A 26,942-nucleotide genomic window follows, 5' to 3' on the forward strand; every position below is an offset into this window, starting at 1 on the left:
ATACAGGTGCCGCCAATGGGCCTTCAATGCTGTTGAAGGCGCTGTGGTGGCCCGATGGTAAGCATATGGCAAAAAACTATTTTGCCATATGCTGATATCGGAATTGATGTCAGCATCTGCGATTAAAAGTGCTCTGGCCAGCACTGATTTTGAACTTCCTACGAAATATTCTTCAGTGCTTCTGCTGCGTCACCGTCGATTATAAGCCCATTGACGACGCCACTTTTAAGCAGTGCTTTAGCTGCCACTGCCTTTTCTTGACCTGCAATGAGTAGGACGACTTGAATTTTCTGCAGCTCTGAAAAACCGAGGGCAATTGTACGTCGGTTCATTTCGTGATCAATTTGATGACCGTCCTTATCGAAGAAGATGCCGTTTGTATCACCAATTGCGCCTGCAGCTCGAAGGCTTTCAAGTTCTGCTTTGCTCAACATGTTTTGGCGACGCAGCAGTGAATCCTCGGTCAACTCGCCGGCGCTGATAAAACACACTGAAGCCGTCCGGGCTATTTCCATTGCCTGGGCAACAGAGCGCTGAGAAATCAATACTTTTCGGTCCTCAGCAGAATCGGCGATAAATGGTACGGGTAGAAAAAAGCCCTGGCCACCGGTGCGTCGTGCGAGCATATGCACAACTTCGAACGGGTTATAAGCAGAGTTTGCTGTCAAAGATCCCATAACTGAGATGAAACGCGCTTGCGGCGAACGCACACCCGCAAGTTGTAATGTCATCTGCTCAATAGTTCGACCCCAACCGGTTCCGATGATCGCTTCCTGATGATCCGCGAGAAAGTCCTTTAGGTAAGTTGCAGCAGCAACGCCAACGGCTCGAAAGGAAACCTGTTTGCGGATTTCGGATGCGGTATCATCATTGGTATCGAAGCCAAATGGCGGTGTCGAAATACAAAAATCGAGTTCATACCGCCGCATAAGCTCATTTTCCAGAGGCAGTGTTCCGGCGTTCTGATGGTCTATCGATATGCTGACAAGGCCGCTTTCTCTGGCCTCTCCGAGGATTTTATTGACGCGCGCACGCGTTAATCCCAGTCTTAAAGCAGTCACCTCTTGGTTGAAACCTCCGACGTAATAGAGCCATGCCACGCGTACCATTAGGCTGTCTTCGGATTCACTCATGCGTCCCTCACTTCAATCATCGATCAAAAATTACAAATGTAATTCTATTTGACATTTGTAATTTGCCGACGCTTAATACCAAACATTCCGGCGGACAAGAGCGCGAAAGAGCGAGCGGGTCAATTGGAATGCGGAGCTGGAGCTTTAGCGGAATGAAAACATCTTTCTCTGGAGGAGCAGAGACAGATGGCCGTATCGCAGCAGTTCAGCAGGAAAAGCACGTAAAAGCGGGTCACGGCTTTTGTCCGGGCATGCGTCAAGGTCAACAATTTGAAGCTGCGTAGTGGATACAACCACGCCGCTTCGGGGAGGAATAATGGGATCAGGATTTATCAAGAAAACCGTTGCTGTTGCAGCCATGGCCGTGCTGATGGGCACCGCTAGCGCATCGGCGACAAATGTGGCCTGGGTGCATTCTAATGCTGCCGCGCAGTCTGAGCAACGCGCCAAGGCGGGTTTTGATGCCTGGCTGAAGGATACCAATAAAGATTGGAAGATCAGTGTGCTGGATAGCGGTGGTTCGGGCGAGCGTACCGCTTCCAACATTCAGGATGCAGCATCGCGCGGCGTTGATGCAATAATCGTGAGCATGTCCGATTTGCGCGCATCGCGTGCTGCTATCGATTCAGCTGTTGCCGCAAAAATTCCCGTCTTCGCGATCGACAGTGGACAGGTTGATGGTGTTCTCGTCGATGTCACCACCAATAATTGGGCGATGTCAGCGAGTGTGTCGCCTTATCTGCTCAATGAAATGGGTGGTAAGGGCAATCTCATCTTCTTGCGTATGGCAGAACATCACGGCACACGTAAGCGTGGTGATATCATGGCTACGGTGTTGAAAGAGTATCCGGAAGTGAAAGTCCTTGCGGAGCACAACATCGATTATACCGCTTTCTTTGAAGACACGACCAGTTCCATGCAGGACTATGCTTCGCGGTTTGGTGAAGAAATCAACGCGGTCTGGGCCCCATGGGATGAACCAGCGCAGGCGGCAATCAACTCTCTGAATGCGGCTGGTCTGAAGAATGTCAAGGTCATCGGTATCGATGGTCATCCGCAGGCAATTGAGGAAGTCTGCAAGCCGGATAGCCTTATGATTGCAACAGTTTCCCAGCCTTTTGAAAAGATGGGCGCGCAGACCGGTGAATGGATAGAAAGTATCGTCGTGAAAAAGGAAGATGCGGCAACGGTTATTCCGTCCAAGACCGTCTATCTAGATGCTCCGCTTGTTACAAAGCAGAACTGCAAGGACTTCCTCCCGAAGAAGTAGCTCCCTGAAGCCTGCAACTGGCCGGAACGAGACCGTTCTGTGTTCCGGCCTTTTTTAACCTGATATTTAATTAGCGGGAGTTCTTCGATGGCCGTGAGCCTTTCGCAGATCGTCATGTCTTATCCTGGAACGCTGGCACTAGATCAGGTCAGTGCGGAATTCCGGTTTGATGAGGTGCATGGCCTGATCGGAGAAAATGGTGCGGGAAAGACAACTCTTGTCAGCATTCTTGGTGGTAGCAAAAGCCCGACCTCTGGCAACATTACGATTGATGGCACTGAGGTTAAGCTGGCAAGCGCAGGTGATGCCCTTCGCAAAGGTATTGCGCATGTCTCGCAAGAAGGTAGCCTCGTTCCCGGGTTGACTGGTGCGCAGAACATTCTATTGGGCGACGAGCCGCGCATGGGACTTGGCGTTATCGATAAACGCAAGCTTATCGTGCGGGCTGACGAATTGCTCAGGCGCTGGTTTCCACAGGTGTCGATCGATCTCGACCAGCAGGTCGATATGCTGCCGATGGCAGATCAGAAAATTATCGAAATTGTGCGGGCTCTTCGCGGCAATGTTCGACTTCTTATTCTTGATGAACCCACGGCAACGTTGCCCGCGCGTGAAAAAGAAAGCCTTTGGCAGATCATCAAGACCTTACCGCAGCAAGGCGTTGGCATTGTACTGATCAGCCATTTTCTCTCTGAGATCAAAGCGCTGAGTGACCGTATAACTGTTCTTCGTGATGGAAGGCATATAGCAACGCTCGAGGCAGAAAATTCAAGCGAAGCACAACTTATAGACCTGATGCTTCAGCGTTCGGGCGGTAAGAGTGCTGCCGAGCAGGATGTCAGTCAAACACGCAATCTCGGCCCAGTGGTTATGGAAGTCTGTGATTGGCAGGCTGGTGGGGTGAGCGTCGATAATTTCGTCATCCGTTCCGGTGAGATTGTCGGGCTCATTGGTTTGACGGGGGCGGGGCATTTTGGTTTTGCGCGGTCGCTTTACACAGCAAGTGGGCAGACCGCGGGAACCTGTCGTTTTGATGGCACTTCCATCACCAGAGTTGATGCGCGAACCATGCAGAAGAAGGGCGTGGCGCTTGTGCCCGACCATCGCATGGAAAATGCACTGATTGGCGATTGGGATGTGCGCGAAAATCTTGCGATGGTCCACCCATTATACGCAACTTTGGGCGGCACTGGCGTATTGTCCATGCGCCGCGAGGCGAGCGAAGCGGACCGCACAATGCAGTTGATGAACGTGAAGGCACATTCACGAAGCCAGTTTGTGAAAGACCTGAGCGGTGGCAACAAACAAAAGGTTTCGATTGGCAAGTGGCTGTACGGCGCTGACGATCATTATCGGTTGATGATTTTCATCGAACCTACAGAGGGAGTGGATATCGGCGCCAAGCGCGAGATTCATGCGCAGATGCGCAGACTTGCCGAAAAAGGGATAGCCATTCTCGTAACCTCTTCCGACCTTCTGGAAATAGCCGACGTGGCAGACCGCGTCATCCCATTCGTGAATGGCAAGCCCGGTCCACAGATTGAGCGCAGCGCATTCTCAGAAGCGAAATTTATTGCCGCAATGGCAGGAGTTACCCAATGAATGCCCGATCTTCAGCGGTCTCACCGCAATCTTCCCGTCATGCCCACAGCTTCGGTAAAAAGCTCAAAGGCGAGTGGCTGCTGAAATACAGTACGCTCTTTGTGCTTTTCCTATTGTTTGCGGGCTTTTCACTAACCGTTGACCGCTTCCTCACGGCAAACAATCTGCTCAATATTATCCAGCAGATTTCGATGCTTACCATCGTTGGTGCAGGCCTGACATTTGGCTTTGCAGCGCGAGAAATGGACCTGTCGGTCGGTTATATGGTTGGTATGGCAGGCATTCTGGTGCCGCTGATGCTGGTTGCCGGATTTCCGTTGCCAGTGGCTTTGCTTGCTGGTCTTGGCGCTGGTCTGGTTGTGGGTTCGGTCAATGCAGCATTGGTTACGCTGGTGGGGGTTCCGTCACTGATCGCCACGCTTGCGATTGGCTCTATTCTCTATGGCATCAATTTTCTGATGACGGGCGGACGAGCAATTTATGGTGGGCTTCCTGCAAGTTATCTCTGGCTTGGTCAGGGACAACTCTTTGGCATCCCGGTGCTTGCCTATGCCATGGCGATTGTTGTTTTCGTGGCCTGGTTCCTGATGGAGCGAACTGTTTTCGGTCGTTACATTTATGCGGTGGGCGGAAACCTTAAAGCAGCAGAACTTTCCGGCGTGAATGGTCGCTTCTATCGCGCTGCCGCTCTGGTGGTCTGCTCAATTTTTGCAGCCGTCGCAGGTGCGCTTCTTGCAGCGCGCTTGGGGTCCGGCCAGCCCAATGCAGGCGAACGTTATCTGCTTGATGGTCTTGCCACAGTATTCATCGGAATGACCATGTTCCGTCCGGGCACTGCAACAATTGCAGGAACGTTCTTTGGCGCTCTCTTCATCGGCGTCATCAATAACGGCCTTAACCTTATTGGCATGGACACATACATCCAGAGTATCGTGAAGGGCCTTATCATTCTCGTGGCGGTCGCAGTCGTTTCGCGAACCACCAAACTGAAGCTCCTTTGAGGAACTGCGTTAGGCATTGAACCAAACATCATGAAATACTTGAAACAGACAAGTCTGTCGGAGGCGCACGTGCAAAATCCGAGTAACTCTAATCTTCTCGAACTATACCGGACGATGCGGCGTATCCGCACCTTTGAAGAACGCGTTGGCGAGTTGTTCGTACGTGGCCAGACGGCGGGTTCGATGCTTCACCTTTCCATTGGTGAAGAGGCAGCCGCTGCCGGTGTATGTGCTGCTATGCAGCCGCAGGACACTTTTACGACCCATCATCGCGGCCATGGTATTTTTCTTGCGCGCGGTGCTGATCCCAAACAGATGATGGCGGAAATCGGCGGCAAGGAAACCGGTTACTGCCATGGTAAGGGTGGTTCCATGCATATAGCCGACATGGCGCTTGGGCATCTTGGCGCCAATGCCATTGTTGGTGGTGGTATTCCATCCGTTGTTGGTGCAGGCCTTTCCAGCAAATACCTCAAGAAAAACTCTGTTTCGATCGCCTTTTTTGGCGATGGTGCGATGCAGCAGGGCATTCTCTATGAGAGCATGAATATGGCAGCGCTTTGGGGGCTGCCGGTCGTGTTTGTTTGCATCAACAATCAGTATGGTATGGGCACGCGCGTTGATCAGGCGACAGCCAATACAGCGTTTGACCAGCGCGCACATGCATTCGGTCTTAACGGTGCAGTTGTGGATGGTATTGATGTTGAAGAAGTAAAAAGTGCTGCACAGGGTCTGATCGATGATGCTCGCCTTGGCAAGCCGGGTTTCCTGTCAGTGACCTGCTATCGTTTCTTTGGTCATGCGCGCATGGACAAGAGTCCGTATCGCGCGGAAGCGGAAGAGACAGAAGGCCGGAAGAAAGATCCGGTAAAGTTCACACGGGATAGGCTGATTTCGGAAGGTCTGGCACCAGAAACTGGCCTTGACGCGATGGATAGTGTCATCACGGCCGAAATGGATGCGACTATTGATTTTACCGTGGAATCCAAAGCGCCTCCACTCACTTCCATGTTCAGAGATGTCTATGCGGTTGGTGAACCAGAGCCGGAACCCGTCCGCATCCGTATTGATCGCGTACTTTCCAGGGATGAAGCATAATGGTTGCCATGACTTACCGCGATGCGCTGCGTAAGGCGCTGGATGATGCCATGGCCGAGGACAACACCATCGTCGTGATCGGCGAGGAAGTAGGCCGTTATGGTGGTGCTTATGGTGTTACCAAAGACCTGATCGGTAAATATGGTGCTGATCGCCTGATCGATACGCCGATTTCCGAGCCAGCAATTATCGGAGCTGCTGTTGGTGCAGCTATGACTGGTCTTCGCCCGGTTGCTGAACTGATGTATATTGACTTTCTCGGCATGACCATGGATCAGCTCGCCAATCAGGCTGCCAAAATCCGTTATATGTTTGGCGGCCAGATCGGTGTGCCAATGGTCCTGCGTACGCAGGGCGGCACCGGGCGTTCGGCGGGTGCGCAGCATTCGCAAAGCCTGGAAGCATGGATCATGCATACGCCGGGCTTGCGGCTCGTAATGCCTGCGACTGTGCAGGACGCTTACCATCTGCTGCGACAGAGCCTGACCAAGCCCGATCCGGTGGTCTTTATCGAGCACAAGGCGCTTTATACCCGCAAAGAAGAAGTCGATCTGGATGCTGAGCCACTGGCATGGGGTAAGGCAGCGGTGCGTCGTACTGGCAAAGATCTGGTCATCGTGACCTATTCGCGTCAGGTGCACTATGCGATGGATGCGGCTGAAAAACTTGCTTCCAAGGGTATTGAAGCGACAGTTATCGATCTTCGTACGCTCAACCCGCTCGATTTTGAGACTGTGCGCGAGCACGTCGAGCGTGTCGGCAAGGCCATGGTTGTATCCGAAGGCGTGATGACGGCGGGTGTAGCAGCAGAGCTTTCGGCACGCATTACGGAAGAGTGCTTCGATTATCTCGAACAGCCCGTCGTGCGGGTGGCGGGTGAAGACATTCCAATTTCAGTCTCGCAGGATCTGGAAGCTGGAAGTGTGCCGACAGCAGACCTGATCCGTTCGGTCGCAGAGAGAATGCTGTCATGACAGAACGTATTCTCAAAATGCCACGTCTGGGTGAAACGATGGAAGAAGGCAAGATTGTCGGCTTTCTCGTGAATCCTGGCGATAGTTTCAAACGTGGCGATTCAATCATTGAGATCGAAACAGACAAAACCGTTGCAGAGTTTCCAGCTCTTGGGGACGGTACCCTGCATGAGTGGATCGGATCTGTTGGAGACCATGTGGTAGTGGGTGCGCCGCTGGCGCGTATCGACATAGGCGCTGGTCCCGACTGGACGGATGAGGGGGGTGAAAGTACGCCTGTTTCGGAAGATTCCGCTGACGATTTTGTTGTAACTGAGCTGGATATGCCGCGCCTCGGGGAAACGATGGAAGAGGGGCGCATTGTCCGTTGGCTAAAGGCTGCAGGTGACAGCTTCGAGCGTGGCGAAGCCATTCTTGAAATTGAGACAGACAAGACGGTTGCAGAATTTCCTGCGCTGGTCGGCGGTAAGATCGTCGAAATCCTGCGTCAGGAAGGCGACATGGTAACGGTTGGCGGCGCTATAGCCCGCATCGAGGTTGCGGCCGGTGCCGCCACCTTGAAGCCGGATGCCCCCGCCGTTGAAACAGTTGCAGCTTCAGCTGCGCCGACAGTTTCCAGAGCAGCTGTTGCAAGGCAAGCGGGAAGGGATCAGCGTGTTCGTGCGACACCACTCGCACGCCGGATAGCGCGTGATAAAGGCATCGATATCCAGCTTCTTTCCGGTACTGGTCGCAGGGGCCGAGTTGAAAAAGAGGACGTACTCGTTGCCTCCGGTAATGCTCTGCCAAAAGGTGATGTACAGTTTGTCGAACTCGGACGTGGGCGTGTTGCCTATAGCGACCAGGGTTCAAAGGATGCGCCGACCTTCCTGCTTCTGCATGGATTTTCGGGAGATCGCACCACATGGAGCGGTATCGCTTCAGGTCTGCGCCGGGCAAATTTCCGCGTTATTGCGCCCGATCTTCCCGCGCATGGTCTGACAACGATTGAAGCGGGGCATATCGATCAACTAAGCGATTTTCTGTCTGAGTTTCTTGACGCGTTGTCGGTTAAGAAAGTTCATGTAGTCGCTCACTCTCTAGGCGCTATTGCAGCAACGGAGTTTGCAAAGGCCCATGCTGAGCGCGTTTCGGGGCTAACGCTTATTGCGCCAGCTGGTCTTGGTTCAGAAATCGATGCAAGTTTCATTTCCGGCATGGCGAATGCCACGACAGCTGGTGAGGTGTCGCATCTGCTCAGGCGCGTTGCGGCCAAACCTGTTGAGCTTTCGCCCGAACTTGCAGCCGACTTTGCGAGCACAATGAGCAAAGGTCGTCTCAAGGCACTGGTGGAAACGATTATCGGACCATCAGGGCAGCGCATCGATATTATTGCATCACTGGATAAGCTTTTGCGTTCTATGTCCGTGAGAGTTCTTGTTGGTCTTCAAGACCGCATCATCCCGTGGCAGCAGGTGACATCGTTGCCACCTTCAGCGAGTGTCCACTTCTTCGCTCAATCCGGCCATATGCCGCAATGGGATCAAACGAAAGATGTGCTGGATCTCATCTTGAGCTCAACAGGAGAGGCCGATGACTGATGTAAAAGCAAAACTCAAAGAAGCTCAATACCGGCTTGGTGCTTTTGCCAAGGCAACGCCCGAACTCATTGCAGGCTTTGCCAAGGTCAGCAAGACAGCGACTGCTGCGGGTCGTTTCTCCTCCGCTCAACGTGAGTTGATTGCTGTGAGCATTGCTGTCGCTAAAGGGTGCGAGGACTGCATTCTATATCATGTCGATGCCGCTATCCGCCATGCTGCAACAGAAGTGGAACTGCTCGAAGCATTGGAAGTGGCTGTCGAAATGGGAGGCGGTCCAGCAGTTATGTATGCGGGCAAAGCACTCGAGGCATTTCGCAATTTGAGTTGAGTTTAGGGCAGAGCAAAGGTTGGAGGCGCCTTTGCATTTGCTCCGGGAGGAATTGAATGGCTTATTTTCTCACCGCCGACGGAGGCACGGAAAGTATCCGCGCGCGGGTTTACGATTTGTCGGGTGTTTGCCTTGCGAGTGCTGCAGTCCCATATGAAATCAAGTTTTCCAGCGGTGCACGAGCTGAACAAAATCCAGAAGATTGGTGGAGTTCCTTTGTTCAGGCCGCACGCAACGCGATATCAGAATCCGCAGTTGATCCGGCAGCGGTCGAAGCGATAACGCTTGCCACAACAAGCTGCACGGTTGTTGCGCTCGACGCTGACGGAAAGCCTCTGCGTCCATCGATTATCTGGATGGATGTTCGCGCTAGCTCAGAAGCGGAAGCTGTATTGGCCACGGGCGATCAGGCGCTCAAAGCCAATGGCGGTGGCCAAGGGCCTGTCTCGGCGGAATGGATGATCCCCAAGGCACTCTGGATTGCACGCAATGAGCCGGAGATTTTCGCGAAGGCCGAAACGATCTGCGAATATCAGGATTTTATGACTTTGCGCCTGACTGGCGAAAAAGCAGCAAGTCTCAACAACGCGTCGTTGCGCTGGCATTATTCGACTGATCGTGGCGGTTTCCCCACGACGATGCTGCAGAAACTGGGGCTTGAAACCTTATTGCATAAATGGCCATCGCGCGTGGTCGCGCCGGGCGAGGTAGTCGGTACGCTTTGTGCATCTGCCGCCTCCGAACTTGGTCTCAGCCAGAAGGTGAAACTAGTTCAGGGTGGGGCTGATGCACTGATTGGCATGATCGGCCTTGGTGTTGCCAAACCCGGTCAACTTGCTCTGATAACGGGGTCATCGCATCTGCAGTTTGGTGTTTCGGACAAACCACTCCATGCCCCCGGTATTTGGGGCAGTTACCCGGATATGCTCTATCCGGGGCGCTACGTGATTGAGGGTGGCCAAACATCAACCGGTTCGATTATCGCATGGCTGGGCCGCATGATGAACGGTACAATGGATATGGAAGCATTGAACCGTAAGGCTGCGGCTCTCGAGCCGGGGGCGGACGGACTTCTGGTGCAAGACCATTTTCAGGGCAATCGCACGCCTTATACTGATGCCTTGTCGCGTGGAGCAATTGTCGGTCTGACACTTGCACATGAGCCGCATCATATTTTCCGGGCGATTATGGAAGGCATCAGTTTTGGTACTCGCGCAATTCTCGATGCCATGGCAGATGCGGGTTATCGTGGACAGGAAATCACCGTTGGCGGCGGAGCAAGTGCTTCTCCGCTCTGGTTGCAGATACATGCTGATACGGCTGGCTTGCCTGTTTGTGTGCCGCAGTCGCGCGACGCGCCATCGGTGGGGGCTGCTGTTCTGGCGGCCCATGGTGCGGGCTATTTTACCAGCATAGATGACGGAATAGCTGCGATGGTCAAGCCCGGCACGCGCATCGAACCGCGTCCGCGCGAAGCAGCGATCTATGACGAGATTTACCAGCAGTATCGCGCTTTGTACCCGGCGCTGAAATCTGTTCACGCGATCTGAAATCAATTCGGGAGAGACTATTGCTCAAGGATTTCGAACTTACAGATAAGCTTGCAGTCATTACCGGTGGAGCCAAAGGCATAGGCCGCGCTATTGCGCAGTTGTTCGTTGAAGCCGGAGCAACTGTTGTCATAACTGATCGTGATGAAGCGGCAGGTAAGGCGGCTATTGCAGAGCTCAACTCGTTAAGAGTTGCCTCGGCTAATCTTTATATTCTTGATGTAACGGACAAGGATGCAGTCGAACGCGCCGCAGAAGCTATTTTCCGCCAAAATGGTTGTCCGCATATATTGGTGAATAATGCGGGCATCGTCAAAAATGCCCCTGTCGCGGAAACTGAGGAAGCTGACTGGCGAGCCGTAATCGATGTCAATTTAAATGGCGTATTCTTCTGTGCGCAGGCGTTCGGAAAGCGTATGGCTGCAGCCGGCCGTGGTGCGATCGTCAATATTTCATCCATGTGCGGTGAGATCGTTGTCTATCCGCAGCCGCAGGTCGCGTATAATGCTGCTAAGGCAGGTGTCAATCTCATCACCAAATCGCTTGCGGTCGAATGGGCAAAGCAAGGCGTACGCGTAAATGCGGTCGCGCCTGGCTATACGGCGACTGAGCTCACTCTTGCAGGTCGCAGCAACGAAGAGTGGTTTTCGAAATGGCTGGCCATGACACCCCAAGGACGCCTCGGCGAACCGCGTGAAATCGCAAATGCTGTTCTGTTTCTCGCATCCGATGCGGCGGGCTTCGTAACCGGCACGGTGTTGACCGTTGATGGCGGCTATACTGCCCTTTAATTTTTGGAGGATGAAATGACTGAACAGGCGAAAATAGCACTGGTTACAGGTGCCAGCCGTGGAATTGGACGTGCGATCGCTTTTGGTATGGCCAAACGCGGTTTTGATGTGGCTATCAACGATATTGAACGCCAGAAAGATGCACTGCAGGACGTTGCAAAAGAAATAGAAGCGAGTGGTCGTCGCGCCTTAACTGTCTATGCCGATGTTAGTAATAAAACCGACGTTGAAACCATGGTTCAGAAGACGGTTGATAATTTTGGCCGCATCGATGCTGTCATCAACAATGCAGGTATCCTGATTGCAAGCGACGTTGAACATCTTAAAGAAGAACATTGGGACAGCGTTCTTGATGTGAATGCCAAGGGTACATTTCTGGTTGTTCAGGCCGTGTTACCATTTATGAAGAAGCAAAATTACGGTCGTATCGTGAATATCGCATCGATTGGCGGCAAGCATGGCGCGCCGGAACAAGCACACTATTCTGCCTCAAAGGCTGCAGTTATGGGGTTCACACGCGTATTGGCGCAAGAGGTTGGAACGTTCGGTATCACTGCAAATTGCATTTGCCCCGGCATAATACTCACCGATATGGGCCGCGTTAATCTAGACGATATCGCGGTGCGCGAGACATGGCAAGAAAAAACAGCCATGCGACGGATTGGCGACCCAGAAGATGTGGTTGGTCCGGTTGCATTCCTTGCTTCTGATGATGCAGCTTTTGTGACCGGGCAAAGCCTCAATGTCGACGGTGGTATAGTACTGAGTTAACTCTACTCGGATAGATAATGTAAGTAAGAGGCCCCAAATTTATGGGGCCACTTTAATTTTACAAGTTAATTTCAGCGCGCATCGTCTCAAGGCATTCCATAGCAATAACCCCTTCGGCGATGTTTGGTGCAGCTGTTTCCGCTCCCATAAGTGCTGGAACGACATCTGCTAGCAGTGAATGATAGCCCTTAGGATCTTCATTGGCTGCCGCGGTGAAGTTAGGCTTCCATGTAAGGGTATCACACTCGCCTGACAGCGTTGCCTCGGGATCGTCAATCTTGAACGCAGGATTCCGATGCCAACGCACATCAATGACATCATCCACTTCGATGCGTTGATGATCGCCCATCAATTCTATCCGTTCGACCGGTGTGCCTCTGGACTGGATCGTTCCCATTGCAATGGTGCCGATCGCGCCGCATTCAAAATCGAATGCTGCATGGATCAGTAGTTTGCCGGATTCTTTTTCGACTTTCCTGGCTGTCAGGTTCCGGACGGGCGAAACCAGATGCGAGACGAGGTCCATATAATGGACACAGTGGTGCAGGAAGAAACCTGTGTAATCGACATTGCCCGCGAAATAACCGGGGGCAGTCATATAATAGCCCGTCAGTCCCAGAACGGGACCGAATTGACCCGACCTTATGATATTGGCTGCGATCTTGTTGCCAACAGAATAGCGTTTCATGAAGCCTAGCAGCAGTGGCTTTTTCGCTTTTTCGGACGCTTTCAAAAGCTCACGAGCCCCCTCGGTTGATCCCGAAGGCGGCTTTTCCATGAATACAGGCAGGCCACGTTCCAGAGCTGCTTTGCCAAAGGCAAGATGTTGATCAGGGCCAACTGCCATGCCAATGGCGTCGAGACCAGGTGTGTTGAGCAAAGCCTCGACGTCAGTTGTGAGCGTACGCACCCCGAACTGCCTTCCGGCATTCTTTAGGCGTTGCGGGTCGATATCGCAAAGAGCGGCAATTTCCACGTCATAGCGAACGAGCTGAGGTAATAACATTTGGGTTGCGTGGATACCGCAACCAATCCAACCAATTTTGAGGGTCATCGACGATATTCCGTGAGAAGGAGGTGGCTTTTCATAAAGGCAGTGCTGGCGGCCAAGCGATCACTTTCGTCTTCGTGTGGTGCGCGCCATTGCGCAAAAGGCACACCGAAGCGATCATCCTGACGGCGGAAAGGCTCAAGCGAAATTGGGCCAGTATAGCCGATCTCGTGAAGTGCGCGGCAAACTGCAACCCAATCTGTTGCGCCCGTACCCGGGAAGCCGCGGTGGTTTTCGTTGGCTTGAAAATGCACAACCAGATCGCCTGCAAGCCTGATCGCTTCCGGAATTGAGCTTTCTTCCATGTGCATATGGAATGTGTCGAGCATCAGCTTTATTGTCGGCTGATCAACTGCATCCAACAGTTCGATTGCTTGTTGCGTTGTGCACAACACGTCGCTTTCAAAGCGATTGAGTGGCTCAACAGCGAGCAGAACATCGCTACCCTGAGCGTACTCTCCTGCAATTTTCAGAGCGTTCACACAGCTATCTTTGCGGCGCAAACGCTCGTCTTCTGAAACTGGCTGAGGAGGACGCCCGGCAAAGACGAGTGGGCTGCCAGTTAAAGGGCCACCGACGACCTGCGCACCAAGCGCATTGGCGCAATCAACTGTATATTTGAGGTAATCAACGCCACCTTGATACGCCTTGTTGTCAGCAGATGATATATTGCGTTCTAAATTGACACGCGCTGCAAGCACGACGCTCAATCCCGCATCATCAAGTGCTTTGCGTGTTTCTTTGAGGTCTAGCTCGCCGGGTTCAGGCACGAGCAACTCAACAAAATCAAATTCGTGCTCGCGCATTTTATGAAAAAGCGGGAAATGTTCGGCTGTGAAGGGCCGCGCATATTGCATTGAAATCAACCCGATGGGGTTCATGATATTTCCTCGATTGCTTGAAGAACTGTTGGGGAATAAGTTGCTGTTAGCCTTTGACTGCCCCTTGAGTGAGGCCACCTATGAGGCGCTTTTGAACGATAAGGAAAAGAATGGTTGCTGGCATTGCGCCGACAACTGCACCTGCAGCCAGTAGCCCCCATTCGATTTGATATTCGCCAACAAGAGTCTGGATCGCGACTGTTACTGGACGCACATTTCTACCGCCGAGCGTGAGAGCATAGAGATATTCATTCCAGGCCGTGATGAAGATGTAGATGCCTGTTGAAATAATGCCGGGCATCATCAATGGGATGATTACGCGTCGCAACGCCGTGAGACGTGAACAGCCATCTATCATTGCTGCTTCATCAAGGCTTTTAGGGATAGCGGCTACATAGCTCGTCAGCATCCAGACAGAGAACGGAATGGCGACCGTAGAATTTGCAAGGATGAGTCCGAAATAAGTGTCGAGAATGCCGTATTTACGCATGAGGATAAAAAGCGGCAGGATTAATAGCACAATTGGAAACATGTTGATGAGCAGAAACTGCATCATGAACAATTTGCGCCCGATGAAGCGAAAGCGCGATAGCGCGTAGGCCGCTGTTACCGAAACTGCGAGACCGAGAACCACCGTGCCAACTGCAATAACCAGACTATCCAGCATATTCTTGTAGAACTGCGCTTTGTTAAACAGCCTTTTGTAGTTATCAAAGCCCCAGCCAGATGGTGAAAGTGCAACACCGCTGGCCGATAGTTGCTCGGTCGGTGTGAGCGATGTCAGAACCATCCAGGCGAATGGAGCTAAAGCGAACAGAACAATACACGCCACGGGCAGATCGGTGGTTACTATGCGTTTGAGGGTGCTTTGACGGTTCATTTCTCGACCTCACGCATTGTGCGGGCAAGATAGAGAACCACCAGAACACCAAGCAGAAGCGTGAAGGTCACTGCAATCGATGTGCCATAGCCGAAATCAAGATTTTGCCGGGCTTTTATGAAGGCATAGAGGGGGAGGGTATATGTGGAATAGCCGGGGCCGCCGCCTGTCATAACGAAGATGACATCCATCGAGTTCGCAACCCAGATCACGCGTAGTAGTCCTGCTGTTGCAAGAACAGGTGCTATGCCGGGCAGTGTCACATTTACAAATTGCCGCCACGGTGAAGCACCGTCAATGGATGCTGCCTCATACTGGCTTTTGGGAATACCTTGTAAACCGGCTAGGATCATGATTGCAAAGAATGGAAAGCCCTGCCATGTCAGCGTGGCAATGATTGCGTAAAGCGCGATGTTCGGATCGGCCAGCCAAGGAACTGCATGGCTTACGATCGATAGATTAAGCAATATGTCATTGAGAACACCAGTATTGGGATCGTAAATCCAACGCCACATCAGTGCGATGACCACACTTGGGAGCGCCCAAGGAATAATAACCAGCGCACGCGCCAGACCGCGCCATGGAAACTCTCTATTGAGGAGAAGAGCCGTGATCAATCCAAGGCCCATCTGGAGCGGGACCGTCAGGCCGATCCAGATGCACGTGTTCCAGAACGCCGCCCAGAACACCGGATCCTGCAACAGTTTAATATAGTTGCCGATACCAACAAAGGTTGTTGCCTTGGGTTTGAACAGAACCAGATCGTAGAAGCTTGTCCAAACCGCCTGCACCATTGGCAGAAAAACGATGACGAGCGTGACAATTACGGCCGGGCTGAGCAACCAGTAAGGTAGCAGATTTTTACTTCTGCGGCGCATACGCGTCGGCGATCGGGAGACAGAGGGCAGAGCAGACATAGGCTATCTATCCAAGCTAGGAAATGGACTGGCTTTCGACGTTTTTCAATCGGGGAGGTATGGTGGCATATTGAAATGCCACCATAAATGTCCCGATCGTCGGTTGCTTAGTTCTGGAATAGCTTTTCCAGTTCCTGCATCATCTGTTCAGATGTAATTTGCCCAGCGAGTGCGCGTTGCATGGCAGTTTGCCACGCCGTGTTCACAAATTCTGAAGTGCCCTCGTTTTGTGGGAGTACATGTGCAAAGGGCAGGGACTCAACTGTTGCATCAACAAAACGACGATCATGCAGTTGCCAGTCTTTTGAGCCACTTTTTGTGACGGTCATTTGACCGGTTGCGCTGTTAAAGGAGACGTTATTTTCGCCTTCAGCAAGGAAGGATATCCACTTCCACGCAGCGTCTTTCACTTCTGACGATGAGAAAATTGCAAGCGATTCATCACCATAGGATGTCCAGCGATTGCCGCCACATTCAGGTACGGGGACTGCTGATACTTTATCGCCGAGTGCAGCAACGAGATCCTTGGATGAGCCAACATGGTGGATCGTCATCGCCGTTTTTCCGGTTTTGAAAGCTGAAATGATTTCCTGAAATCCATCGTTGGGGGCTGATGGCGGGATGACTTTGTCTTTCTGGAAAAGGTCGATCACCCATTGATTGGCTGCAACAGCCGACGGTGTTGTCAAACCGCCCGGCTTTACCTCGCCGCCTTGTGAGAGAACAAATGCCCCCCATTGGTCCCATCCACCCTTACCGCCGCGCAGGCCGAAGCCATAACGATTTGGGGCGTCGGTGAGCTTGATCGCGGCATTGCGGAAATCTTCACAGGTCTTTGGCGGCTCGAGTCCTGCCTCCTTGAAAAGATCAGCGCGATAGTAGAGATAGAGGACGACATATTGAATAGGCAGATAATATTGGTTGCCATCAGCTGCTTTGTTGAGTTGCAGCAGATTATCGAGCAGGTCATCTTTCCCGGCCCAACCATTGATCCGGTCGCCTAATGGTTCAAGTGCTTCCATTTCCGTCAATCGCGGCTGCGCAAACAGTTTGACCATCGCAGCATCTGGTGCACTGCCACCAATGATCGACGTGTAGAGATTATCGTAATAGCTGTTCCATGGAATGTTTTCTGCCTCGATTTTGATATCCGGATTGGCCTTTTCAAATTTGGCAACCAGTTCCGACATCGGATTTTCTGGGTTGTCGAAATGATACCAGAAGCGGACGGTTTCAGCAGATTGCGCAGAAAATGTCAGTGCAGCTGTAAAGGCTGCACCAAGCATAAGAGATTTCAACATATCAACTCCTCCCAGTTGTTTGAAAAGGCCTCTCCTGTTCAGGCCATTCGGCTTAATGCCTTTGCCGCGTCCTCCAACGCTGCATCAGCTGCCGCTAGTTCATTTGTGTATTGCAGAAAGCCATGTACGACGCCTTCAGTTACGGCTAATTCGTCTTGGCGCCCAGCTTTTGACAGTCGTTTGTGCAACAGAATTGTATCGGAAAATAAGGGATCAATACCCGCTGCCGTAAGATACAGCGCTGGCAATTTTACAAGTGTTTCGGCTTTTGCGTGAAGCGGACAGGCGAGTGGATTTGACGCAATCTCTTGCCCACTCGCATACCAGCTCCAGTAACGCTTCATTCGGTCGGTGGTCAGCCCGGGACCATTGATGAATGCTTGATAAGATGGGGTTTCGAATTCCATGGAATAGTTGCCATAAAACAGCAGAGCGCCGTTTGGCAGAGAACGATTATTTTCCGCTTCATGCAGCATTGCCGAGAGCGCTAGATTTGCGCCAGCGGAATCGCCAGCAATGTAAACAGGGCCGTTCAGTCCTTCCATCTGCCCATCAATCAATGCGCGCATGCTGCCTATGACGTCGTGTAGCCCAGCCGGAAAAGGGTCTTCCGGCGCTAGTCGGTAATCAGGCAAAACCACCGTTAAGTGGGTTTTTTCGGCAAGCACCCGTGCACAACGCTCATGCGTTTTCGGGCTACAAAACGCAAATCCGCCACCATGAATGAACAAAATGGTTCCGGGCTTTTTGTTGAGGGGCTCAAGAACGAGAAGTGGCGTTTCGCGCGACCCTATGGATGAGTTCGCAGGTATCCGCACTAAGCGCACATCCTGCATCTCAGGAAGATTGACATTCCAGCGCTTGTTATTTTTTTCTGCCAGTGCGCGGCCTTCTGCGGCTGGGAGTGTTGTTGGATCAGGCGTGCCTGCAAACTCAACGGCTATTTTTTCGAGTAGCGCGCGCATCTCTTGCGACGGCTCATGGTTGAGACTGTGCGGCATCACGAACGGCTCTCTTCAGGGAATACTGCTGGCCCGAAATCGACAATGGTTGCAATGTGATGGCGCATCGCAGTCTGCGCTGCATCAACATCTGTAGCTTCAATAGCATCAATGATTGAGCAATGGCGTAATGCAGTTCCGCGCAGATCGCGGGCGCTGCCGCTTTGTGAAATCTTAAAGCGATGGTTATGCACAAGGCAACGATGCAATATCGGATTCAGCGCGGGCAAATCTGCTTCGTCGAAGATGCGTCTGTGAAAATCGCGATCAATTGCAGCTAGACGATATTCATCTTCGTCATCGGCTGCTTGTAACATGCCTTCAAGCATTCCCTTGAGATCGTCCGTCAGCTTCTTAGTACGCCGCATCATGACACGCGGGATGCCATTGCATTCAATAGAGTTGCGTAGACGAAACATTTCAATAGCTTCATCTGGAGTACAGAGAGACACTTGAGTGCCCCTGTGGCCTTGTCTCAGGACGAGACCTTCTTCCTGCAATTGAAGCAGCGCTTCACGAACAGGGCCCTGGCTACATTGAAAATGCGCGGCAATCTCTAGTTCTGTCAGGTTTGCCCCGGCTGGCAATGTGCCAAGCATGATGTCTCGCTTCAGCGCTTCAAATACGACTGCCGCTTTTGGAGGTCTGCTCTGAACGAGCTTGGGTGAAAAATATGCCACGCCGATGCCTGAGCCTTCTTGCCTAACACTTCAATTATCATTATTGATAATAATATCGATAAAAGACGTCAAGCGAAAACTCTGGGAGGAGAAAGCATGATCGCCATCGCCTTGGAGCGTATTCAGAAGACTTATGGCACCCACAAAGTTATCCATGATCTAGACTTTCGGATCGAGAGTGGAGAGTTTGTCGTTCTGGTTGGTCCTTCCGGTTGTGGTAAATCAACGTTGCTCAGAATGATTGCTGGCCTGGAGGATATATCCGGCGGTGAGTTGAAGTTTGGTGATGCAATCGTCAATGAGTTGTCGCCTTCGGAACGCAACATCGCAATGGTGTTTCAGGACTATGCGCTCTACCCTCACATGAGTGTGGAGGAGAATATGGCTTTTGGCCTTAAGATGCGTGGCTCGAACGATAATGATGTTACGTCGCGTATCGGCGCTGTGGCTGAAACGCTGAAAATTGGTGAGTTTCTTGCCCGACGCCCTGCGCAACTGTCGGGTGGTCAACGCCAGCGTGTTGCTATGGGGCGCGCCATTGTGCGGGAACCCAATGCATTCTTGTTCGACGAACCACTATCTAACCTTGATGCTGCTTTGCGTGTAGAAATGCGGCTTGAAATAGCAAAGTTACACAGAAAGATTAAGGCAACAACTGTTTATGTGACACATGATCAGGTCGAAGCCATGACGCTCGCCGACCGTATTGTGGTTATGAACAAGGGTAATGTAGAGCAGATTGGCAAACCGCTCGATATCTATCGTAAACCCGCCAGTCTTTTTGTTGCTCAGTTCATTGGCAGTCCGACTATGAATGCGCTTCCTGCGGAGGTTAGACACAGCAGTGGAGAAGTTCTTGAGCTCTCCTGCATAGGTAGGGACATTTCACTTAACTCTGAGAATGCATCGCTTAGTGTTCAGGGGTTTACGCTGGGTGTTCGACCTGAAGATCTCACTGCCTGCTCGGCACAGGATGCATGGTTCAGCGGTGAACTTGCAGTAGTTGAACGGCTAGGTAGCCAGATGTTTGGCTATATCGAAACGGGTCAGCCCAAAATGCTAACAGTGGAGTTTCCACGCGATAGCGAGTTGGAGCTGGGGCAACAGATATATGTCAAAGGAGATGAAAGTCGGGTCCATCTGTTCGACCGTAAAACAGGTAAGCGGATTTAGGCTTCGGACAATATTTGTTACTACCAAAAAAGAGCAGAAATCAGCTTATGGCAAAGCTCAATTTTGCCATAAGCTGATGTTTCTATATTTCTACCTTGTTTCTGCACTTTTAGTAACGCCGACGAATGAAGATGCCGGCGAAGACCGATATCGTAACCGTCACCGTGAGTAGAACGAAGGCGAGGGCCGCTCCAAGAGGCCAGTTTGCTTTGTTCAATATTTCGGTCACGATCATTGGAGCCATCATGTGGAAAGATGGGCCACCGAGAAGCACAGGCGTAGCATATGCGTTCATTGTTAGAATGAACGATAGAACTGAAGCTGCTAGAAGGCCGGGCATGATTTTTGGCATGCGAACGAGCATAAAGCTCTGCAATAGTGATGCACCAAGGCTTGCTGCGGCGTAATCAATGTTTTCGTCGAGGCCTTCAAAAACACTTTGCAGTGTGAGAACGACATAGGGAAGATTGACTGCTGTTATACCGATGAAGACAGCCGTCGGCGTCTGCATGATTGTCAATGGTGAGGAAATAATGCCGATCTTCATGAGTAAAAAATTGAGCACGTCCGTTTGCCCGAATGCCACCATCCAACCTGCCGCCCGAAAAGCGTTGGAAATAAACAGGGGCAGGATGATTGCCATAAGAAGTATGGTTTTGAGAGTTCCACTCTGCTTTGAAATCCAGTTTGCCAGAGGCAAGCTGAGTATGACGCAAATTGCGGTAACGGATCCTGCCATGAGCAGGGTGGTGCCCATGCCTTTCAGGTAATATGTGTCGGTAAAGAATGTTGCAAAGTTCGCCAGTGTAAAGCCTTGCACCATGAATTCGCCTGGCACGAAATCATTAAAGCTATAGCGCAAAAGATAGAGCAGCGGCAGGCCATGAAAATAAGGACCAGCCCTGTCGCAGGCATGAGAAGTGCGGCAGCGGAGATAGATGTTTTTTGCATGGCTGTACCGGGAAAGCTGGAGCGGAACCTGTCTGGCTTCAGCCAGACAGGTTGTGACGATCATCAGGCTTTGAACTCTTTGTTCCACCAGTTTTGCAGATCGGCATCTGCTTTCGCAACGTATTCAAGATCAGGTAGCACGAATTGCTCTCGCTGCTCCGCAGTGTAGTCTACGGCAGATGCGAGTGCGGCAGGCAGCACCACGTCGCCATTCGTTGGTGCATAACCCATCTGCTCAGCAAATGCGGTTTGTGGTGCCTGTTCGAGCATTGCGTTCAGATACTTGTATGCAGCCTGTTTGTTCGGCGCATTCTTTGGGACACACATATCGGACAGGTAGAGCGCGATACCTTCTTTGGGTATTGCAATTTCGATATCGATGCCAGCATTTTTCCACATGTAGCCGCGCGCATTCCACATGATGCACATGACAATTTCGCCGGATTTCAGCGCCTGTGCGAGCGCTTCATTGGTAGGGTAGATTTTAACGCCCTGCTTTTTCAGTTCGAGCAATTTGGCTTTGCCCGGCTCGTAATTTGATGCACTGCCACCAGCAATCATTGCAGCAGATTCAATTGTTGTCTGGTACTGCAGATCGATGACACCAACGCGACCGGCATATTTGGGATCCCACAAGTCCGCATAGGATGTTGGCGCAGGACTTACCTGCTTTGGATTGTAGAGAATAACGCGACCTGTATAAATATGTGGAATGGAGTAGTTCGTACGAATGAATGGAAGAACTTTTTTGAGGTTAGGGACCTTCGTTTCATCCAGTTCTTCAATAATTCCGTTCTGGAACATCTCAAAGCTACCCTGACGGGTGAGACAAGCGATGTCCATTGATCCGCGGGGCAAACGCCTTTCCGCCAGCAGTTTTGCCTTGCGTACGGTATCGGTTGCAGGGTCATATATGACCTGCATTCCGCTGCCTTTAAGGTTCCCATCTGCTATATTGATTTGTTGCAGATTTTGATAATCGCCACCCCAGGTGCCAACGACAGCCCGACCTGAGGCCTTGGCAAATGAAGGCATCATCGCAGAAGCCACAAGGCTGCCGGAAAGAATGCCAAAAGTACGTCTGGTGATGTTTGTCATGCTAATGTATCTGCCCCACATGGTTCGTTTCCTTGCCATAGGGTTAGATGCACTTGTGGACTTCTATGGGATAGATCGCAAAGCTTCACCACAGGACTTGACTAATGAATGACATTTAGTCAGCCTGAATAAGGTATGTGATTTGTGCCACCAAAGATTTACAGCGGCTTTCGAGCCGTTTTTTATTTATCCTCGATATAAGTCGTTAAGCTCAAATATCCGGGTATTTAAATTCTTTAATTATATGCTCAATACTTGATGGTCGTCATAAATTGGAATTTATTTATCTTGAATTTTGGGTGATAATTAAGCGTAATTTAAAAAAAGGATTCTGTTATGAAAAAATATATATTTAGCTTAGTAATCATTGCCGCAAGTGCTGGAGGCGTGGGGCAATCATACGCAATTGCTTGTGATGCTGCTACTAATGTATCAGAAAACTGTGCAGCGTATTGTGCACCTACACTTCTCCTAGGTACAATTGGTTATGAATTGTGTTTATAGCCTATTTAGATTTCTACATTAGTCATGTTTTTATAAAATACAGCCCCGCCTAGTGCGGGGTTTTCTATTTGGAGAACACCGTGCGGATTGTCTGGGAGAAACATAGCAATGACGGCTGGTTTGCCTACAGTGGAAAGCTGATTATTGGCTTTGTCGGATAGCGTGAAGATGGCACATGCTTCTATAAGCTGGATGCTGTCAGCACAAAGTGGGTCACAAAGGACAGCGGAGAAGTCGAGTCGATTGCCGGCGCCAAGCGCTCTTTAAACCCGCGCATGGCGGACATGTCTCACAGATGCCGGGCTTACCGGTCAAGAATAAAAATCATCAATTTTGGGAGCGGCACTCCTTTCACTCATCCCACCGGGCGATGAGCAATAGCTACACTCGTGCAGAAGAAGCAACACTGGCCGCTCCGGGGCAATACCTTGCATTAAGCAGTGTGAAGTGGGCAAGCCCGGTTAAACGCAAAGGGGTTTGATGATGGCCGAGATACCGAAAGACCTCTTAGCCAAAGCAACCACGTTGTTAGATGCCGCCTGTGTTCATCAGTACCCAGACGGCACATTGTCAGAAGACGCCTATGAGGTAGTAGCTAGGCTCAGGACTCATTGGTTTCCGAGCCAGAAGATGACGACTGCTGCGAGATCTATTACTGCTCGGAACACAATCGGGCAGCGATCATAACGGATGGCAATTCTGCGCCAGTCTTTCAGTCTTCCAAACATGATTTCGATACGATTGCGCCGCTTGTATCGGCGTTTATCATACTTGATAGCCTTCTTGCGGTTTTTGCGCCCCGGGATGCATGGCTTTATCTCTTTGTCTTTTAACTGTTTTCTGAACCAGTCTGCATCATAGCCTCTGTCAGCAAGAAGCCAGTCGACCTTCGGTAACATCTCGATTAAGACTGCAGCTCCTGTATAGTCGCTGATTTGTCCGGCCGTGACGTGTAACCTGATGGGACGCCCCTGCGTGTCGGTGACGGCGTTCAATTTGGTATTCATGCCACCTTTCGTCCGACCGATCAGGCGTCCATCGCCCCCTTTTTTAACTGTAGGCTTGAAGCCGTGCGGTGTGCTTTCAAATAGGTCGCATCCATCATGACGGTCTTTCCGACCGGCGACTTGGAAGACAGGCCTTCCAATATTTGAGCAAATATCCCCTTGAGACACCAACGGTTCCAACGATTATAGAGCGTTTTACAAGGCCCGTATTCCCGAGGGGCATCACACCACCGTAACCCATTGCGAAGAATGAATATAATTCCACTCAAGACACGCCTGTCATCAACGCGCGGACGTCCATGACTTTTAGGGAAAAAAGGCGAAGGCGTGACATTTGTCCTTCGCTCAGCCAGTAAAGATTACTCATCGATCAGTCTCCTCAAGCGAAACTGAATCAGCTCATCATTCTGAAATCAATGGGTCCTGAGCCTAAAGCCATTCTCGCAGAGCGGGAACGCTGTGCTGACATTGCTAAAGGCTGGACCGAGGATGAGTTTCAGCCAAGCGAAACCAAGTTAGCCGCTGCTGATATCTGGCGTGAGATATTCAGGGGAGAAAAAACATGAACCGCCGCCGCTTCCTCTCCTTCATCGGCTTCGCGCCTGTAGCTGCTGCCCTTCCTGCAATGGCGCTGCCAAGGCCGGAGAGCGTCAAAGAGACGGTAGGCCGTGCGGGCTTCTTCATGGAAGTCACCGCCGGAGAACATCATGCTAGAATTGGCGCGTCCGTCGAATATCCAATTGATTATGACGGGCTAAGCCGTGATCTAGAAAAGCCACTGATCTTCAAAGATGGAAAACTCTGGATCAACCCGGCCAACATCCTCATCTTCATCGCCAGATCACAGCGACTACTACGCTAATGCGAGCCTCAGATACGTGGGCGACATTTAAGAAGTTGTTCTCCGCTGCACAAAGCCGAGCGAAATAAATACCTATCAAATTGAAACTCGGAGGCCCTGCAATCGCGGGGCCTTTTCTTTTGCCGAAAGGAAACACCGTGAATATGAACCTTGGCGATACCCGCCTCTTGATTGAGGCTGGTCGAGAACGCGGACTATTGCGCAATCAGATGGCGTATGTGCTTGCCACTGCTTATGGGCAGAAAGCATGTGGCTGGTAAGGGGTGATGATATTAAGTGGCTAATCGGGATTGCTGTCACTTTCGGGCTGGCATTGATCGCGGCGTTCCGATCTTTGTCGGCTTCAATGAAGGCTGGTGATGACGCCCTGCATGAGAGGATTAATCGAATTCGTGACGACTATTTGCGCCGCGTCGATCTCGACGGTCACGTCAGCCAGCTGCGAGACGGCATGAAGGAGCTTAGAGACGAAACCCGCGACAGTGCCAAGGAAACAAACAAGCGTTTAGATTAGGTACTGGCCGTTCTAGCGCAGGACAAGAAGTGAAAAACCCCGCGTCGGCGGGGCTTTTTGTAGCTCATTCATAAAAAAACTGATCGTAGAATTTATTATACGGATATTATTTCCATATATTATCCGGCCGTCATATCCGCCGTACCATCATCGCACTCAAAGCAAAGACCGCTATCAGGTATACCATCAAGAGCGCGACGGCATTCCTGAAGGTTCGCGTACCGACATTGAATTATTGAATCTTTTATTTTAGAAAAAGTACTAAGTTCACCTTTCCCAATCTTACGTCCTAAATCGTCATGATACGATGCTTTGTTTACCAATTTTTGAGTAATACCGCTTTCTGCGGATAAGGCGTAACCGCTAGAAAACAAAGATAAAGAAGAGAATATAATTAAAAATCGTCTTATCATTATTATTACCTTTCATGTGAACGATAATAATTAATTACATTTATTTTTATATATATCTATCCCAATAATTATTTAGAAAATATTTGGAAATAAAGATTATTTATGAATTCGCTTTTCTTCTATAGCAGCCTCTTAATCCTTATTCGCAAGCTGCATATTGGTTATTCATAAATGAAAATACAAATATGCGTAGCTAAAGCAGATGGGCGGCGACATGCGCCTTGTCCGGGAGATATTGCAGAGGATCGAGGCGGAGCAGAAGAAGGGGCATTGATTTAGCGTCTGGTTCCGTAGTGGTTCCGCGAAAGATACCTTTGAATAAATTAGTGATAAGGTCAATATTAAGATATTGAATTTATTGGGAATTATGGTGCCGCTTACGTGACTCGAACACGTGACCCCATCATTACGAATGATGTGCTCTACCAACTGAGCTAAAGCGGCCCTGAACTGACGTTCCTAATTCCCGGAGGAATATTGTTCAATTATATCTGAACGGTGCGCTGATAACGAAAAGCATCAAGGAAAGCAAGGTCCAAAACACACATTCTGCATGTTTACCTCAGACCTTCTCAAATGATGCTGCTTTCAATATATCACCCCGGGGACAATGCGTGTCAGGAACTCTGGCAGATGCGGCCGCGAGCTGCAACATATTCGCGTTCGAGCCGGTCAACGAGTTTGGCTGCAGGCGCGACTTCTTTCACAGCCGCGATTCCCTGTCCGCAGCCCCAGATCTCTTTCCAGGCTTTGGCGCCTTCCTGATGCGCTTTGTCAAAATCCATTTTCGATGGATCAGCTTCGGGAAGATTGTCAGGATCAAGGCCGGAGCCCGCAATCGATGGCTTAAGGTAATTGCCCGAAATGCCTGTAAAATAGTTGGAATAGATGATATCGGACGAATTGGAATCCACAATCATCTGCTTGTAGCTGTCAGACGCGCGGGCTTCTGTGGTCGCGATGAAGGGAGAGCCAATATAAGTGAGGTCCGCCCCCATCGCTTGCGCGGCAAGAATTGCGCCGCCATTGGCAATCGCGCCCGAAAGCAGAAGTGGCCCGTCGAACCATTCGCGGATTTCCTGAACGAGCGCGAAGGGAGAAAGTGCGCCTGCATGTCCGCCTGCGCCAGCGGCGACAGCGATAAGACCGTCGGCACCTTTACGAATAGCGGAATTGGCGTGACGGTTGTTGATGACATCGTGAAGCACGATGCCGCCATAGGAATGGATTGCTGCATTGACTTCTGGCACCGCGCCAAGCGACGAGATGACGATCGGTACCTTGTATTTCACGCAAAGGCCGAGGTCATGTTCGAGCCGCTTGTTGGAGCGGTGTACGATCTGGTTGACCGCGAAAGGTGCAGCCGGACGATCCGGATTTTTGGCGTCATGGGCGGCCAGGTCTTCGGTGATTTCGGCCAGCCACTCGTCAAGCTGTGCCTCGGGGCGTGCGTTCAATGCGGGAAACGAGCCGACGATGCCTGCTTTGCATTGTGCAAGCACCAATGCCGGATTGGAAATGATAAACAGTGGCGCTCCGACCACGGGAATGCGCAGCCTGTTTTTCAAAATATCCGGCAATGCCATTTCATCCTCCACAAAATTGACGTTT

General features: G+C 51.1%; 26 protein-coding genes, 1 tRNA gene and 1 pseudogene. 15 read left to right on the forward strand and 13 right to left on the reverse strand.

Features of this window, described 5'->3' with window-relative positions; genetic code table 11:
- Window positions 1–158: 158 nt before the first annotated feature.
- Window positions 159–1,133, reverse strand: coding sequence for a sugar-binding domain-containing protein (locus H5024_RS13930; protein WP_187547776.1), 975 nt, complete (start codon window positions 1,131–1,133; stop codon window positions 159–161).
- 152 nt (window positions 1,134–1,285) lie between these two features.
- On the opposite strand from H5024_RS13930, the gene H5024_RS21520 reads away from it, so the two are divergent.
- The 11 genes from H5024_RS21520 (at window position 1,286) to H5024_RS13980 (ending at window position 12,098) form a co-directional block, all read left to right on the forward strand.
- A complete protein-coding gene (locus H5024_RS21520; protein ID WP_282186059.1) occupies window positions 1,286–1,417 on the forward strand; it encodes a hypothetical protein in 132 nt (43 codons plus the stop codon).
- A gap of 32 nt (window positions 1,418–1,449) precedes the next feature.
- The gene (locus H5024_RS13935) at window positions 1,450–2,403 is read left to right on the forward strand and encodes a substrate-binding domain-containing protein (RefSeq protein ID WP_187547777.1); all 954 of its coding nucleotides are present in this window, start codon (window positions 1,450–1,452) and stop codon (window positions 2,401–2,403) included.
- A gap of 87 nt (window positions 2,404–2,490) precedes the next feature.
- The gene (locus H5024_RS13940; protein ID WP_187547778.1) at window positions 2,491–4,005 is read left to right on the forward strand and encodes a sugar ABC transporter ATP-binding protein; all 1,515 of its coding nucleotides are present in this window, start codon (window positions 2,491–2,493) and stop codon (window positions 4,003–4,005) included.
- Window positions 4,002–5,006 (forward strand): ABC transporter permease, encoded by a 1,005-nt coding sequence (locus H5024_RS13945; protein ID WP_187547779.1) that lies wholly within the window; start codon window positions 4,002–4,004, stop codon window positions 5,004–5,006. The genes H5024_RS13940 and H5024_RS13945 overlap by 4 nt, the downstream gene beginning before the upstream one ends.
- 69 nt (window positions 5,007–5,075) lie before the next feature.
- Entirely contained in the window at window positions 5,076–6,104 is a 1,029-nt protein-coding gene (locus H5024_RS13950; protein WP_348770700.1) for a thiamine pyrophosphate-dependent enzyme, read from the forward strand.
- Window positions 6,104–7,078, forward strand: a complete 975-nt coding sequence (locus tag H5024_RS13955; RefSeq protein WP_187547781.1) for a pyruvate dehydrogenase complex E1 component subunit beta — start codon at window positions 6,104–6,106, stop codon at window positions 7,076–7,078. Before H5024_RS13950 ends, H5024_RS13955 begins: the two co-directional genes overlap by 1 nt.
- Window positions 7,075–8,658, forward strand: a complete 1,584-nt coding sequence (locus H5024_RS13960; RefSeq protein WP_187547782.1) for an acetoin dehydrogenase dihydrolipoyllysine-residue acetyltransferase subunit — start codon at window positions 7,075–7,077, stop codon at window positions 8,656–8,658. Before H5024_RS13955 ends, H5024_RS13960 begins: the two co-directional genes overlap by 4 nt.
- Window positions 8,651–8,986 (forward strand): carboxymuconolactone decarboxylase family protein, encoded by a 336-nt coding sequence (locus H5024_RS13965; protein ID WP_187547783.1) that lies wholly within the window; start codon window positions 8,651–8,653, stop codon window positions 8,984–8,986. The genes H5024_RS13960 and H5024_RS13965 overlap by 8 nt, the downstream gene beginning before the upstream one ends.
- Window positions 8,987–9,042: 56 nt before the next feature.
- A complete protein-coding gene (locus H5024_RS13970; protein WP_187547784.1) occupies window positions 9,043–10,536 on the forward strand; it encodes an FGGY-family carbohydrate kinase in 1,494 nt (497 codons plus the stop codon).
- A gap of 20 nt (window positions 10,537–10,556) precedes the next feature.
- Window positions 10,557–11,327 carry a glucose 1-dehydrogenase gene (locus H5024_RS13975; RefSeq protein ID WP_187547785.1) on the forward strand — a complete coding sequence of 257 codons (771 nt, stop codon included), beginning with the start codon at window positions 10,557–10,559 and terminating at the stop codon, window positions 11,325–11,327.
- A gap of 15 nt (window positions 11,328–11,342) precedes the next feature.
- Entirely contained in the window at window positions 11,343–12,098 is a 756-nt protein-coding gene (locus H5024_RS13980; RefSeq protein ID WP_187547786.1) for an SDR family NAD(P)-dependent oxidoreductase, read from the forward strand.
- Between the two features lie 58 nt (window positions 12,099–12,156).
- Here the strand turns inward: H5024_RS13980 and H5024_RS13985 are convergent, their stop codons facing one another.
- The 7 genes from H5024_RS13985 to H5024_RS21625 form a co-directional block, all read right to left on the reverse strand.
- The gene (locus H5024_RS13985) at window positions 12,157–13,152 is read right to left on the reverse strand and encodes a Gfo/Idh/MocA family oxidoreductase (RefSeq protein WP_187547787.1); all 996 of its coding nucleotides are present in this window, start codon (window positions 13,150–13,152) and stop codon (window positions 12,157–12,159) included.
- Complete coding sequence (locus H5024_RS13990) at window positions 13,149–14,030, reverse strand: sugar phosphate isomerase/epimerase family protein (RefSeq protein WP_187547788.1); 882 nt, start codon at window positions 14,028–14,030, stop codon at window positions 13,149–13,151. Before H5024_RS13990 ends, H5024_RS13985 begins: the two co-directional genes overlap by 4 nt.
- Before the next feature lie 46 nt (window positions 14,031–14,076).
- Entirely contained in the window at window positions 14,077–14,910 is an 834-nt protein-coding gene (locus H5024_RS13995; protein WP_187547789.1) for a carbohydrate ABC transporter permease, read from the reverse strand.
- The gene (locus tag H5024_RS14000) at window positions 14,907–15,827 is read right to left on the reverse strand and encodes a sugar ABC transporter permease (RefSeq protein ID WP_187547790.1); all 921 of its coding nucleotides are present in this window, start codon (window positions 15,825–15,827) and stop codon (window positions 14,907–14,909) included. The genes H5024_RS13995 and H5024_RS14000 overlap by 4 nt, the downstream gene beginning before the upstream one ends.
- 107 nt (window positions 15,828–15,934) lie before the next feature.
- Entirely contained in the window at window positions 15,935–17,128 is a 1,194-nt protein-coding gene (locus H5024_RS14005) for a sugar ABC transporter substrate-binding protein (protein ID WP_210309699.1), read from the reverse strand.
- A gap of 38 nt (window positions 17,129–17,166) precedes the next feature.
- Entirely contained in the window at window positions 17,167–18,129 is a 963-nt protein-coding gene (locus H5024_RS14010; RefSeq protein WP_187548629.1) for an alpha/beta hydrolase, read from the reverse strand.
- The gene (locus H5024_RS21625; protein WP_187547791.1) at window positions 18,129–18,809 is read right to left on the reverse strand and encodes a GntR family transcriptional regulator; all 681 of its coding nucleotides are present in this window, start codon (window positions 18,807–18,809) and stop codon (window positions 18,129–18,131) included. The genes H5024_RS14010 and H5024_RS21625 overlap by 1 nt, the downstream gene beginning before the upstream one ends.
- Before the next feature lie 96 nt (window positions 18,810–18,905).
- Here H5024_RS21625 and ugpC point away from each other — a divergent pair, with 96 nt between their 5' ends.
- Entirely contained in the window at window positions 18,906–19,982 is a 1,077-nt protein-coding gene (ugpC, locus tag H5024_RS14020) for a sn-glycerol-3-phosphate ABC transporter ATP-binding protein UgpC (protein ID WP_187547792.1), read from the forward strand.
- 109 nt (window positions 19,983–20,091) lie between these two features.
- Here ugpC and H5024_RS14025 read toward each other — a convergent pair whose 3' ends face one another.
- The 3 genes and pseudogenes from H5024_RS14025 to H5024_RS14035 all read right to left on the reverse strand — a co-directional run bounded on the left by H5024_RS14025 (window position 20,092) and on the right by H5024_RS14035 (window position 23,909).
- Complete coding sequence (locus H5024_RS14025; protein WP_187547793.1) at window positions 20,092–20,997, reverse strand: ABC transporter permease; 906 nt, start codon at window positions 20,995–20,997, stop codon at window positions 20,092–20,094.
- Window positions 20,997–22,031: an ABC transporter substrate-binding protein gene (locus tag H5024_RS14030; RefSeq protein ID WP_187547794.1), complete on the reverse strand. Its 1,035-nt coding sequence runs from the start codon at window positions 22,029–22,031 to the stop codon at window positions 20,997–20,999. Before H5024_RS14030 ends, H5024_RS14025 begins: the two co-directional genes overlap by 1 nt.
- A 1,112-nt stretch (window positions 22,032–23,143) precedes the next feature.
- Window positions 23,144–23,909: pseudogene (locus H5024_RS14035) on the reverse strand (IS5 family transposase).
- A 195-nt stretch (window positions 23,910–24,104) separates the two neighbouring features.
- Here H5024_RS14035 and H5024_RS14040 point away from each other — a divergent pair.
- The 3 genes from H5024_RS14040 to H5024_RS14045 all read left to right on the forward strand — a co-directional run bounded on the left by H5024_RS14040 (window position 24,105) and on the right by H5024_RS14045 (window position 24,918).
- The gene (locus tag H5024_RS14040) at window positions 24,105–24,404 is read left to right on the forward strand and encodes a hypothetical protein (RefSeq protein ID WP_187547795.1); all 300 of its coding nucleotides are present in this window, start codon (window positions 24,105–24,107) and stop codon (window positions 24,402–24,404) included.
- A gap of 137 nt (window positions 24,405–24,541) precedes the next feature.
- Window positions 24,542–24,664, forward strand: coding sequence for a hypothetical protein (locus H5024_RS21530; RefSeq protein ID WP_282186060.1), 123 nt, complete (start codon window positions 24,542–24,544; stop codon window positions 24,662–24,664).
- A complete protein-coding gene (locus H5024_RS14045; RefSeq protein WP_187547796.1) occupies window positions 24,652–24,918 on the forward strand; it encodes a hypothetical protein in 267 nt (88 codons plus the stop codon). Before H5024_RS21530 ends, H5024_RS14045 begins: the two co-directional genes overlap by 13 nt.
- Window positions 24,919–25,699: 781 nt before the next feature.
- Here the strand turns inward: H5024_RS14045 and H5024_RS14050 are convergent.
- Both H5024_RS14050 and H5024_RS14055 read right to left on the reverse strand, forming a co-directional pair.
- A tRNA-Thr gene (locus H5024_RS14050) sits at window positions 25,700–25,775 on the reverse strand.
- A 173-nt stretch (window positions 25,776–25,948) separates the two neighbouring features.
- Complete coding sequence (locus tag H5024_RS14055) at window positions 25,949–26,917, reverse strand: nitronate monooxygenase family protein (RefSeq protein WP_187547797.1); 969 nt, start codon at window positions 26,915–26,917, stop codon at window positions 25,949–25,951.
- Window positions 26,918–26,942 lie beyond the last annotated feature (25 nt).

This window comes from Ochrobactrum sp. Marseille-Q0166 (assembly GCF_014397025.1).
GTDB lineage: Bacteria > Pseudomonadota > Alphaproteobacteria > Rhizobiales > Rhizobiaceae > Brucella.